Origin of the sequence: Trichococcus sp. ES5, assembly GCF_900067165.1 — a bacterium.
In the GTDB taxonomy this organism is placed as follows: domain Bacteria; phylum Bacillota; class Bacilli; order Lactobacillales; family Aerococcaceae; genus Trichococcus; species Trichococcus flocculiformis.
The window spans coordinates 18,546-30,932 of the sequence record NZ_FJND01000022.1 but is presented as its reverse complement, the minus strand read 5'-3'; the positions used below and the strand labels follow the sequence as shown (position 1 = coordinate 30,932).

14 protein-coding genes are annotated in these 12,387 nt (G+C 37.4%); 7 read left to right on the top strand and 7 right to left on the bottom strand.

Annotated elements, in window-relative coordinates; translation table 11 throughout:
* The 4 genes from TES5_RS12955 to TES5_RS12950 all read right to left on the bottom strand — a co-directional run.
* Positions 1 to 265, bottom strand: a 265-nt coding sequence (locus TES5_RS12955; protein WP_198143355.1) for a hypothetical protein, incomplete at its 3' end; no start/stop codon positions are given.
* A 310-nt stretch (positions 266 to 575) separates the two neighbouring features.
* Complete coding sequence (locus tag TES5_RS15265) at positions 576 to 728, bottom strand: hypothetical protein (protein WP_157080416.1); 153 nt, start codon at positions 726 to 728, stop codon at positions 576 to 578.
* A 127-nt stretch (positions 729 to 855) separates the two neighbouring features.
* Entirely contained in the window at positions 856 to 1,020 is a 165-nt protein-coding gene (locus TES5_RS15430) for a hypothetical protein (protein ID WP_178137855.1), read from the bottom strand.
* A gap of 161 nt (positions 1,021 to 1,181) precedes the next feature.
* Positions 1,182 to 1,598 carry a YcjF family protein gene (locus tag TES5_RS12950; protein ID WP_068562410.1) on the bottom strand — a complete coding sequence of 139 codons (417 nt, stop codon included), beginning with the start codon at positions 1,596 to 1,598 and terminating at the stop codon, positions 1,182 to 1,184.
* A 90-nt stretch (positions 1,599 to 1,688) separates the two neighbouring features.
* On the opposite strand from TES5_RS12950, the gene TES5_RS12945 reads away from it, so the two are divergent.
* Complete coding sequence (locus TES5_RS12945; RefSeq protein ID WP_178137856.1) at positions 1,689 to 1,913, top strand: DUF1413 domain-containing protein; 225 nt, start codon at positions 1,689 to 1,691, stop codon at positions 1,911 to 1,913.
* 628 nt (positions 1,914 to 2,541) lie between these two features.
* On the opposite strand, the gene TES5_RS12940 is transcribed toward TES5_RS12945, so the two are convergent.
* A complete protein-coding gene (locus tag TES5_RS12940) occupies positions 2,542 to 3,012 on the bottom strand; it encodes a JAB domain-containing protein (RefSeq protein ID WP_068562405.1) in 471 nt (156 codons plus the stop codon).
* 51 nt (positions 3,013 to 3,063) lie between these two features.
* The gene (locus tag TES5_RS12935; RefSeq protein WP_083546558.1) at positions 3,064 to 3,342 is read right to left on the bottom strand and encodes a hypothetical protein; all 279 of its coding nucleotides are present in this window, start codon (positions 3,340 to 3,342) and stop codon (positions 3,064 to 3,066) included.
* Between the two features lie 661 nt (positions 3,343 to 4,003).
* Between TES5_RS12935 and TES5_RS12925 the strand changes: the two genes are divergently transcribed.
* From TES5_RS12925 to TES5_RS12905, 6 genes are all read left to right on the top strand, one after another.
* A complete protein-coding gene (locus TES5_RS12925) occupies positions 4,004 to 4,315 on the top strand; it encodes a BRCT domain-containing protein (RefSeq protein ID WP_068562403.1) in 312 nt (103 codons plus the stop codon).
* Positions 4,316 to 4,749: 434 nt separating this feature from the next.
* A complete protein-coding gene (locus TES5_RS12920; protein WP_068562402.1) occupies positions 4,750 to 5,343 on the top strand; it encodes a helix-turn-helix domain-containing protein in 594 nt (197 codons plus the stop codon).
* A gap of 19 nt (positions 5,344 to 5,362) precedes the next feature.
* Positions 5,363 to 6,886: a class I SAM-dependent DNA methyltransferase gene (locus TES5_RS12915; protein ID WP_068562401.1), complete on the top strand. Its 1,524-nt coding sequence runs from the start codon at positions 5,363 to 5,365 to the stop codon at positions 6,884 to 6,886.
* Positions 6,876 to 8,192 (top strand): restriction endonuclease subunit S, encoded by a 1,317-nt coding sequence (locus TES5_RS12910; RefSeq protein WP_072763825.1) that lies wholly within the window; start codon positions 6,876 to 6,878, stop codon positions 8,190 to 8,192. Before TES5_RS12915 ends, TES5_RS12910 begins: the two co-directional genes overlap by 11 nt.
* A complete protein-coding gene (locus TES5_RS15630; RefSeq protein WP_072763833.1) occupies positions 8,189 to 8,392 on the top strand; it encodes a hypothetical protein in 204 nt (67 codons plus the stop codon). Before TES5_RS12910 ends, TES5_RS15630 begins: the two co-directional genes overlap by 4 nt.
* A 120-nt stretch (positions 8,393 to 8,512) precedes the next feature.
* Positions 8,513 to 11,767, top strand: a complete 3,255-nt coding sequence (locus TES5_RS12905; protein WP_068562400.1) for a type I restriction endonuclease subunit R — start codon at positions 8,513 to 8,515, stop codon at positions 11,765 to 11,767.
* A 380-nt stretch (positions 11,768 to 12,147) separates the two neighbouring features.
* On the opposite strand, the gene TES5_RS12900 is transcribed toward TES5_RS12905, so the two are convergent.
* Positions 12,148 to 12,384: a hypothetical protein gene (locus tag TES5_RS12900; RefSeq protein WP_068562399.1), complete on the bottom strand. Its 237-nt coding sequence runs from the start codon at positions 12,382 to 12,384 to the stop codon at positions 12,148 to 12,150.
* Positions 12,385 to 12,387: the final 3 nt, after the last annotated feature.

Sequence of the window (12,387 nt, the reverse complement as noted above, 5' to 3'; positions counted from 1 at the left end):
CACTCGGTTGAGCACTGGCGTGCTCGATAAACGCGCTCACGCGTTGGGTGGCCATCGAAACTTCCGTATGTTCTTTTTCCAAGTTCATCTGGTCCACTTTTTTCTGAAGTTCTTCGATAGCGTTGGGGTTCTCCGCTAGTAACTTCTCTTTGTTTCCAAAATTTTGTATCACGCGAATCTTTGGTTTCTTTGTTTCGGGATCCCTGTAAGATTCCGCGATGCGCACGTATTCCTGATTCCGATTTTTGAAAATTTGAAGATACATTTCCGACACCACCTTTACAGCTATTATAACATATATACATCCATATATACAATATAAAAACAAGTGAAAAGCGCTAGAAACATTATAAAATTAACGTTTCTAGCACTTTTTGATTGATTAAACTGTAAAAGTCGGGAAAAAGACCGCAGTTAAGGGCTTTTTTAGTACTACGTTATAATAATCCGGGAATGAAGGTTAGAAGACCGCCCATCAAACAAGAAGGGCGGTCTTTAATTTACTATGAGTAAATCCGTATAAATACATACTAAAAGTGGAGCAAGAACTATTTAGAAATAAATAATTCAATAGTTCAATCTTCCATTCTACGTTCAGTCCATTTATCACTCGGTGTATCGTCATCCCAATCACTATCATCTAATTTATATTCCTCAGGAATTTCTTCATCAAAAGAATCAGTGGTCCAATCATAATGCTCGTTAATCCAATCATCGCGATCGCGCATATTAATTACCATCCTTTCAAATAGAGAAACAAATTTTGGATATTAATTGTACAAGTTTACATGCTTAGATATCTACTGTATTTAAAAAGGTTATATTCCTTCTCAAATCAATATATATCTTCAAAAATTATTCTTTATTTCCGGAAGATCTTTTCACACCAGCATCTGAACGCTTCGCCCGCCAACTACCGTCATTGTTTCTAGTCCTATTTTGGCCTGCTGTTGGACCTGTTTTAACTACCGGTCCACCAGTATATCTAGGGGCCTTATTTGGGTCTTTTTTTTCTGTCATAACAAATTATCCTTTCTATCTCTAATATAGATTTTTATTAAAGTTATCAGTATTTATTGTATGAAGACGGCTTAAGAATATTTAATAAACCATATTATTTTTTGTAAGTAATCTGTGAATCTATAATTATGTCTAATAGTTAAGTGTTCGAATTAAGAAAACTATTTCTTTTTAAAGTTTGAGCCAATATCAGTTAAAACTTCCATGATATCCACAGTCTTATCGTCAGTATTTTTTTCAAATGCATTAGCTACTCCAAAGCCCATTGCTTCAGTAAAGGTAACAGCCACACCTGCATTGATAACGCCTCCCATTATTGTTCCTACTCCAGGGATCATCTTTAAAATATTACCTACTGCACTTTTTCCAATAGTAGACATCAAAGTAGACTTGACAGCACCGGATAATAATCCTTCTGAAATTTCTTGACCATAGGCTTTGTAAATAGCCATAATCATCGTTGTTTGAATCGGTATTAATAAAGCTGCATCTGAAAAAGGAATAGGACTTGCTGAAACAGTTGCTGCAGCTACTGCAGCCGTATGAATTGCCACATGGGCAGAATCTTTAATTGCCAATAGGAATACACAACCTTTCATTTTACTTTTTTTTTTTATTTTGATATGATTAATGATATCATTAACGTTATTGGAGGTCAAAAGAAAAGCATGAATATAATTGGGGAAGCTAAAAAAAGAATATCTAGTTTACCTACTGGTACTCAATTTTCTTTAAATGATTTATTTACTGGAATTGAATGGAATCATTTTGAAAAAAAAGATCGTTTATTAGCAGGTAGAAACTTCTTTGCTCTTGTTGAGGATAAAAAAATTTCAGATGTGGAATCAAATGGAAAAACCAGTGGTAATAAGCAGATTTATATAAAAAAATGAGAGTAACATGATTCTGATAAAAGAATGAAAAAATCTCCTAAAATAAACTTGTGGATAGGTAGTTAAATAGCTTCCACAGCGAATACCGGTAAGGAAAAAAATATAGTTAATAAACGGGAAAGACCTTTTGATGTAAGGTTATTAAATATATTGTTAGCTTAGATAAAATTCAAGTCTATTGTCGAAACTTGGGATGTCTGTAAACGTAGAAGGAAGAATTCTTCTATTTTTGGTGAACTTACGTAGCACTCAAATTTTCTGTCCTTATATAAAGACTGTTTTTATCATTATAGTGACATCAAAAAAATGTTTGTCTGACAAAGTGATTACTTTAGCTATGAAAGTATCCTTCAATTTTTTAACAGTAATTGTTCAAGAAAGACCATGCTATTTGAGTATTAGCAGATAGTATAGGAATACGGTCGCCAATACTCGTTCTGATGAACAGATATTTATACGAGCATGTATAGAGGTGGATAATATAGATATATAAATAAATTCCTAATATTATACGATTTTTCCGAAGTAAATCAGGCAGTGACATGAGTATCCTGTAATCGTATATGAAATAGCGTTTCTAAAGAATATCGAGTGGAAATTTCAATTTTCCACTCGATATTTTTTTGGTTTATAAAAGTCCGTATTCTCGAAGTGAGAGCCATTCCTTACCAGAAACAATGATATGGTCCAGCAAGTCAATTCCGAGGATACTCCCGGCTTCTTCCATACGTTTGGTGAAGATAAGGTCCGCTTCTGAGGGCTCTGTGTTGCCGCTGGGGTGGTTATGATAGACTAAAATCCGGGCGCCGTTGTTAAGTAAAGCACTTCGAAAGATTTCTCGCGGGTGAGCCACGCTTGTATTTAAACTTCCTGTGAAAACACGGTGAATTGCATTGATTTTATTTTTCGTATCCAGAATAACCACTAGGACCACCTCCTGGGCTTCATCTCCAATCTCAGTTGCCCCAAATCGGCCCGCCTCATGGGTGGAAGCAATGTTGTCCTGGTATTGTATAGGGCGTTCCATTACGATTTGTTTAACGCGTACAATCTCCGTAACCACTTCTTGTTTCCATTCCACTTTTACTTTTTTAGTCATATTCTTTTCCTTCTCTCTCTTATATTTCAAAACGGAAAATCCTGCCTTATGTTATTGGTAAGTGACTTTTTTAATGTCTTCTTGGCCTATTTGCAAGGGAATCAGGATGGGCAATAATTCTCGTTTCAACCATTCTTGGTCCGGTACATTATTCAAAAAATTCCCGAATGTAGTGAGGACTAATTTGTTAAATCCTTTCACAATAGCGTAATTTTCATAGGGAAGGGCTCCGGCTACAACGTGGGCAATGGTTTCCGTGTCTGCTTTAATTTTTCCTTTGTAAATCCCGTGGATATAGACACTTACTAATTCTGATTTTCCTTGAGTCATTTTATTTCCTCCTTTTGTTTTGTGACGCCTAAGCGAGAGCTAAAAGCTGAATTTTTTCCGTTTTGTTGGCTAGCCAGTGCTCATGAGGAAAAATCAGAATCAAGAAAAAAGAGGCTCTTGCCACTTCAGTGGGTAGAGCCTCTTTAGACAAAAAGTTTTTTGGATTGGACGCCAGGGAGTGAGAAAAAAGTTTTTGCGGTTCTTGATTTTGATTTCTGTTCCCGGATAGCAGCATGTGGGACCGAAGGAGGGGCCTCCCGCATGTCGATTGCCATGGAACAGTCCGAAATGGTAAAGCCCTGATCCGGCTCCGTTGGATCGTTCAGGGCGTATGGCGACACAAAACGAAAAAATGATTATGAACTGCTTTTATTCTTTTGTTTTTGAGGAATCGACTGTGAGGGTGGGAGATTTTTTTGTCAGTTGATGGATATGGGATCTGTGTTTGAATTTGAAAAGGCCTCAAAATCCTTTATTTTCGCTCCGTTTTTGTTAGAGGTCTTTATTAAAGCTCGCAATTTCAAATATATAGCAGCTTTCCGGTTAGAAATAAGAATATACGTTCGAATCTTGTTGCGAACCCCCTTCCGATAGCGATAAAATAGAAGAAAAGAACGGATCTGACTAGCAGATAGCTTGTGAAAAAGGGGAGAACGCGCATATGTTACGAGGAGAAAAAATTGTATTTACAGGTAAATTGGATACGTTGTCTCGGAAACAAGCGCAGGCATTAGTCACTGCCTTAGGAGGAAAGCCGCAAGCAGCTGTCACTAAAGATACCACCATCCTTGTGGTCGGAAAGGCGAACACTAATCTCTTTCAAGAAGACCCGCGAAGTCTGAAGATGCAAAAAGTGGAAGCTTTGCAGCAGGAGGGCCAACTGATTAGCGTTTTATCGGAAAAAGCTTTCCTGGAGCAAGTGTCTGCCCATCTGAATCAGGTTGTGGGTATGATGAATGTAACCGGAAAATAGATTAGATGAATAAATGATACCTATGAGTAGGGGGAAAAGAAGGGACAAATCTATAAAATGGCTTTGTCCCTTCTTTTTTAAGGAGTACTGAGTACTCCGTTATCGTTCAGCTGTATAGGGTGGGAAAATAAGAGTGTAGAAACATAAGTAACTTAAAAACATTCCGTGATTTGAGATTTGGATAAAAGCTGGAGGAATGATCACACATGGTTTTTATTTCATGAAACTTATCCAAGAATACCAGAATGTAAGGTTGAGTGGCCAGATTTACTTTAAGACTTGCGAGTTAATAGAATTACTGTCAAAAACGTGGTGAGGGGATAGAATTATTGTAAAAAAATTTGAAAACATCTACATTTTTATTTACTGAGACAATAAAAAGAAGTACAATAAATATTAGGTGAGAGTCTGGCCCTGCACCAGGAGGTGAGAACTTGATAGGATTAGAATATATTTTAAACCTCTATAATCTTCAACATATAGAACTTGCAGAAAAACTTGGCATAAAAAAACAAAATATAAACATGTGGGTGAAAGGGCGACAGAACATTCCAAAGAAATATCTACCAGTATTAGAAGAACTCTTTGGTATTGATCAGTCCTATTTTGGACGTGAACTCAGTGTAATTGATCAGTTAGAAATCCAGAAGGAAAAGCTGAAAAGAGATCTGAAGCCTGTAATCAATAAGCATGAACAGCAGTTTTATTTGGGAGAGATTAATGATCTTGTTGAAGTTCCCATCTATGATAAAGAAGAAATGAATGCAATTGAGCGAGATATAGAAAAGGCCAAGCTGGTATCTAAGTTTAAGGCCACGATGGATGTAGTAGATAATAATCCGTACTTGGAGACCTATAAGCTGATCGTAGAACTACTTGAAAAAGTGCAGCATGAATCAGTTCTACACAAAACGGTTGAAGCATTGGCCCACTATTACGAAGTCTTACCTGATTGGGTAAGCAGCGAACCGGAACAAGAAGGCTTTGAAAGTGAAATATTTGAAGTCTTTGATGATCATAACTATTAAACATTTGGAGGGAATATTAATGTCTGAAAACACAGGAAACATTGGATTTGAAGAGACACTTTGGAAAGCGGCAGACAAGCTGAGAGGTAGCGTGGATGCCAGTGAATATAAACACGTGGTACTGGGACTGATCTTCCTTAAGTACATATCCGATAAATTTGAAACAAAGTTTAATGCGCTTGTAGAAGAAGGTGCAGGCTTTGAAGAGGATCGAGATGAGTATGAAGCAGAGAATATCTTTTGGGTTCCCAAAGAAGCCAGATGGTCATTTATCAAAGACAATGCAAAAGATTCTAAGATTGGTCAGTATATTGATGATGCCATGATTCTCATTGAGAAAGAAAATCTATCCCTAAAGGGTGTACTAGATAAGCGCTATGCAAGGCCAGAAATTGACAAGAGAAGACTTGGAGAACTGATTGACCTTATCTCAACTATCAAACTTCATCAAAATGGTGAAAAGGACTTACTTGGCAGAGTTTATGAGTACTTCCTTGGCCAGTTTGCCAGTGTTGAAGGAAAGGGTGGAGGAGAATTTTATACGCCAACCAGCGTAGTTAAGACTTTGGTTGATATGATCGAGCCCTACCAAGGTAGAGTCTACGACCCCTGCTGTGGATCCGGCGGTATGTTTATACAGAGCGAGAAGTTTGTGGAAGATCATCAAGGGAAAATCGAAAATCTGTCTATCTATGGTCAGGAAATGAACTCAACTACATGGAAGCTATGCAAGATGAACTTAGCTATTAGAGGATTGGATGCCAATCTAGGACCACACCATGATGATACCTTCCATCACGATCTTCATAAGACATTAAAGGCAGACTATATCCTTGCTAATCCACCATTTAACATTAGTGACTGGGGTGGCAATCAACTCACAGATGATGTGAGATGGAAATTTGGTATTCCACCTGCAGGAAATGCCAACTACGCATGGCTTCAGCATATGGTTTATCACTTAGCACCGAATGGTAGTGCAGGAATCGTTCTTGCGAATGGTTCACTTAGTACGAACACTTCAAACGAAGGTGAAATCAGAAAGAATTTATTAGAAGAGGATATGGTCGATGCCATTGTAGCTCTTCCTGATAAACTCTTCTATTCTACAGGTATTCCGGTATCACTATGGATTCTGAATAGAAACAAAAAGGATAATCCGAAGTTCAGATCAAGAGAGCACGAAGTTCTCTTTATTGATGCACGACAACTAGGAAAAATGGTTGATAGACGACACAGAGAACTAACAGAAGAAGATATCAGTAAGATTACCAATACTTATCATGAATGGCGAAATATCGGTGGGGAATATGAAGATATTAAGGGTTTCTGTAAGTCAGCTACAATTGAAGACATCAGAGAGCATGAATATGTCCTAACTCCAGGAAGGTATGTAGGTATTGAAGATATAGAAGATGATGGCATCCCATTTGATGAGAAGATGGAAAATATGACAGCAGAGTTAGCGGAACTTTTTGCTAAATCCCGACACCTAGAAGACGAGATCAGAAAGAATCTTGGGGGTATTGGGTATGAGTTTTAAGAATACTGACATTGGTTTAATTCCATCAGAATGGGATTTCGATACAATTGGTGATTCGCTATATATTAAAGGTCGGATTGGATGGAAAGGTCTGAAAAAATCAGAGTATATTGATAGAAGTGACTATAGAATTATCAATGGATCAAATGTTGTAAATAACAATATTGACTGGTTTGGATGTGGCTATATATCTGAGGAAAGGTATGAAGAATCACCAGAGATAATGCTGAAACCTAATGATATCGTAATGACAAAAGATGGAACAATTGGTAAATTAGCAATCATTAGATCATTAGAGCAAAAAACAACGGTAGCTTCTGGTTTGTTTGTCATCAGAGTTGAAGATAACAGCATTGATGTAGATTACCTATACTATTATTTTTCAAGTTTCTATTTCAAGGAACTAGTAAAATCTAGAATTGAAGGTTCTGTTATTCCACATTTGTACCAGAAAGACTTAGTTGCACTAAAACTTCCATTACCTGATTTATCCGAGCAAAAAGCGATTTCAAAAGTATTACGGACTCTAGATGACAAAATAGATGTAAACAACCAAATCAACAAAACCCTTGAGAACATGGCACAGGAAATATTTAAGCAATGGTTCGTGGATTTCGAATTTCCCAATGAAGATGGAGAATCATATAAGTCCAGTGGTGGCGAAATGGTTGAAAGTGAACTTGGGTTGATACCTAAGGGGTGGGAAGTAGCATCATTATATGATATCGCAGATTATATCAACGGAACTTCGTTTAAGAAAAATGAAGTTAATGAATTCGAAGGAATACCAATAATAAAAATTGTTGAAATAAAGAATGGATATTCAAAATCTACTAGTTTTTATAATGGTACAACTAATAAGGCTAAAAAATATTATCTTAGAAAGCGAGATATTTTGTTCTCCTGGTCAGGTAATCCAGAAACTTCTATAGATATCTTCATTTGGAGTAAAGAACAAGGAATTTTAAATCAGCATATTTTTAAAGTTGAGCCATACGATTATTCTAAAAGTTATATATACTTTCTATTAAAAAACTTCAAATCAGTCTTTATGGATATCGCTTCTAATAAACAAACTACTGGATTAGGTCATGTGACAGTAGCTGATTTAAAACGTTTGAAGACCCCTATTCCAAATGAAGAAATTTTATCTGAGTTTATAAAGATATCTGATGTAATAATCGAAAAGATATTTAACAACATGCAAGAGATTGAAACACTTCAGTCTTTAAGAGATTCTCTACTCCCCAAACTTTTGTCCGGAGAAATCAGAGTTCCTCTTGATGAAGAAGGTGTAGTATCCTGAAATTTGGCTTTAGAAAACCAAGCTTAAAGAGAAGAATCTCTGCAAGAACCAGTATTAAAAGACAGGTAGTGCACCGAGCAGGGATAAAGATGCCACGTGGATATGGTTTTCTTAGAAATCCCAAGAAAGCAATTTACAACAAAGTATACAATCGGACATCCTTTGATATATTCAAGACACTTAAAAAATTATTCAAATAATCACTCATTCAAGATCAATTAGATGAATGGAGAAGTGGAGGTGCGGGGTGATCAATAAAACAATAAAAGCAAATCAAAGAGCTATTTTGGAAATAAAAGATTGTCTGGGAGGTGGTAGTGATGAGTAGTGCAAATGGGATTTTTACAGAAGCGATGCTTGAAGAAGCAGCTATTGAAATATTACAGAGTCTGGACTACGATTATGCCTTTGGCCCGGACATCTCTTTAGGTGGAGATTATGAAGAGCGGAAAGACTATCGCGAGGTGATCCTTTCACAAAGAGTGAAAGACGCACTCTTTAAGATCAACCGAGATCTTCCAATGGAGGCGCTTGATGACGCTTATCGTCAACTGATTACATTCAATAGCCCAATGCTAGAAGAAAACAATCGCTATTTTCATCAGTTAATGACAGAAGGGATAGAAGTATCCTTTAACGAAGGTGGCCACATTCGCACCAAAAGAGCCTATATCATAGACTTTGAAAATATGAGTAATAATGAGTTCGTGGTCGTCAATCAATTTACCATCATTGAAAATGAAGAGAGAAGACCAGATCTTATTGTATTTGTGAATGGCCTTCCTCTTGTGGTCATTGAATTAAAGTCTGCCAGTGACGAAAATGTAGGGATTGATAGTGCCTATAACCAGATACAGACTTATAAGAGAGATATTCCGTCTCTATTTAACTATAACGCTTTTTGTATCCTCTCAGATGGGATCAATGCAAAAGCTGGAACCATTACCTCCAACGAAGAATGGTTTATGAATTGGAGAACCGCAGATGGAGAAGATATCGCGCCTTTATCACAACCTCAATATGAAGTACTGCTAAATGGTATGTTCCAAAAGGAAAGATTACTGGATATCATGCACAATTTTATTATTTTCCAGGAGTCCAAAGAATCTGAAAAGGATTTGGATGGGAAGAAAATAGGGGATAAAAAGTCCATCATCAAAATTCTGGCAGCATATCACCAGTACTTTGCTGTTAAGAAAGCCATTGAAAAAACAAAAGAAGCGACGAAGGAAGACGGCGATCGGAAGATTGGGGTTATTTGGCATACTCAAGGTTCTGGGAAGAGTTTCTCCATGGTGTTCTATACTGGTGGACTTGTGAGAGAACTGAACAATCCAACTATCGTGGTTATCACCGATAGAAATGACTTGGATGATCAGCTCTTTACAACCTTCACCAAATCGAAAGATATCCTGCGTCAGACGCCAAAACAAGCAACTGTAAGGAAACTATCAGATAATCAAAGAACGAATTATGCCAATGGAAATAGCACTGAGGTTAATGGGCTTTATGACCTTTTAAACGATAGAGAGTCCGGTGGCATTATTTTTACCACCATACAAAAGTTCAAACCAGAAGAAGGTGAGATGCCAGTACTTACTGATCGTAAGAATGTCATCATCATCGCCGATGAAGCCCACAGAAGCCAATATGGGCTAGAGGCCAAAGTGGATACTAAAACGGGTGAAGTGAATTATGGCTACGCAAAACACCTAAGAGACGCGCTTCCCAATGCCTCCTTTATCGGCTTCACAGGAACACCGATTGATCTTGAAGATCGATCAACTGTAGCCATATTTGGTCATACCATTGATACCTATGATATGACTCAGGCAGTAGAAGATGAAGCAACGGTTCGAATTTATTATGAAAACCGCATCATTAAACTGGAAACAGATGAAGAAGAAATGACCAAAATCGATGATGAATTTGAAGAGGTTACAGAAGGCCAGGAAGAATTTGAGAAAGATAAAAACAGAGCCAAATGGTCCAGAATGGAATCCATTGTGGGATCTCCAAATAGAGTCAAAAAACTTGCTGAAGATATCGTCAATCACTACGAGGAAAAAGCGAAGAGTATCGATGGAAAAGCTATGGTGGTCTGCATGAGCCGCAGAATCTGTGTTGAACTCTATGATGCTATAACAGCGCTGAGACCGGATTGGCATCATGATGATATTGATAAAGGGAAAATCAAAGTTGTTATGACCGGTAGTGCGGCAGATCATGAGAAGTTACAGAAGCACTTAGGTGGTAAACAGCGTAGAGATTTACTGGCAAAGCGCATGAAAGACAATAGCGATGAGTTAAAAATTGTGCTTGTAAGAGACATGTGGCTTACGGGATTTGATGTGCCATCCATGCATACCATGTATATTGATAAACCTATGAAAGGCCATAACCTGATGCAAGCCATTGCAAGGGTTAATCGCGTCTTCAAAGAAAAATCTGGTGGTGTGGTGGTGGACTATATTGGTATTCTAGAAAGCTTAAAGAGCGCCTTAAAACAATACACCAATACGGATCGTCAAAATACCGGTATTGATACAGATGTCGCTGTTGCTGTTATGCTTGAAAAACTGGAAATCTTAAGGGATATGATGCATGGCTATGATTATTCGAAATACATGGGCAACTCCCAAGTGGAAAGAATGAGGACCATTATAGGTGGTATGGACTTCATTCTCGGAAAGAAAGAAGAGGAACAAAAGGAATTTAAAAAGATAGCACTTGAACTAGGTAAGGCTCATGCGCTATGTGCTGCAACTGAGAAGGGGAAAGAAAAGGCTCTTGAAGTCAGTTATTTTAAAGCCGTTAAAGCAAGTCTAGTTAAGCTGAAGGAAAAAGACAAAACACCATTATCAAAAAGAGAAATCGAAGCAAGACTCCATCAAATGCTGGAGCGTTCCATTATCTCAGAGGATGTTATCGATGTATTTGATGCTATGGGAATCAAGAGGCCCGATATTTCAATCCTTTCTGAAGAGTTCTTAAAAGAAGTTCAGGAAATGAAACAGAAGAACTTAGCTGTGGAGATGCTTAAAAAATTATTAGAAGGTAACATCAAAACCATGGAAAAACGAAACCTAGTGAAGTCAGAAAAGTTCTCTGAAAGGCTGACGAAGGCTCTAAATAAGTATCGAAACCAAGCACTTACAAATGCTGAAGTGATTGAAGAACTTATTCGAATGGCCCACGATATTAAAAAGATGCATGAGGAAGAAGCTGAACTGGGTTTAAGTGATGATGAAATCGCTTTTTATGATGCACTGACAGCGGATGATATCGTAAAAGAACTCATGGAAGATGAAACGCTTAAAAAAATCGCTCATGAATTGACTTTAGCCATAAGAAACAATATCACCATTGATTGGAGTGTTCGTAAAAGTGCTCAAGCGAGCATGAGACGTGTGATCAAAAGGCTTCTTAGTAAGTATGACTATCCGCCAGATCAGGCGCTAAAGGCGCTGAATATCGTCATGCGGCAAGCGGAAAAAATGGCCGGAAATGTATATGAAGAAGTTATCTGGTCAGACAGCGTTGCAGAAGAACCTGGAAAATTTACAACTGACTGATTAAATAATTGAATTACATGGCAGAAATAAAATACGAAATCAATGCAAAAATATAGGATTGCTGCGAGATACATGACTACGATTGAGCCTCGAAAAAAACGAAAACATACGGTTTAGAAAAATTTGATGTATCTAAAGTCCTATAAAAAGGACGGCCTTATATTTATGTGGACCCTATAGAGTAGCACTTTTCAGTGTCCGTTCTATAGGGTCCATATTAAATTACCCGTCGGTGTTTTTAATTTAATACATTATGCTGTGAGGTTTAACTATCTTACAGAAATGAAAAAGAAGGAATAAAGCTTGATTTAGTCAGCTTTGTTCCTTCTTTTTTTCGTAGTAGATTCTAATTGGCAGTCCCTATGAGTAACCGACCGCTGCTACTGCTGGTCGGCTTTGTACTTCAATAATTGTGATTGGAGTATCTTTAGTGCTTCGTTCAATCCGCTAAGACGGCCCTCTTCACTATCCAGCAATGAATAATAATCAGAGAATTGCTCTACCTGTGCACCCGAACGTAATTGCTTATGTAGATACGTCTCTGTCGTTTTGATAGTAGCTTTACTAGTTGCAATCTTAGAACAAATCTGATCAACTACTTCCGCATAATGTTCCAACTT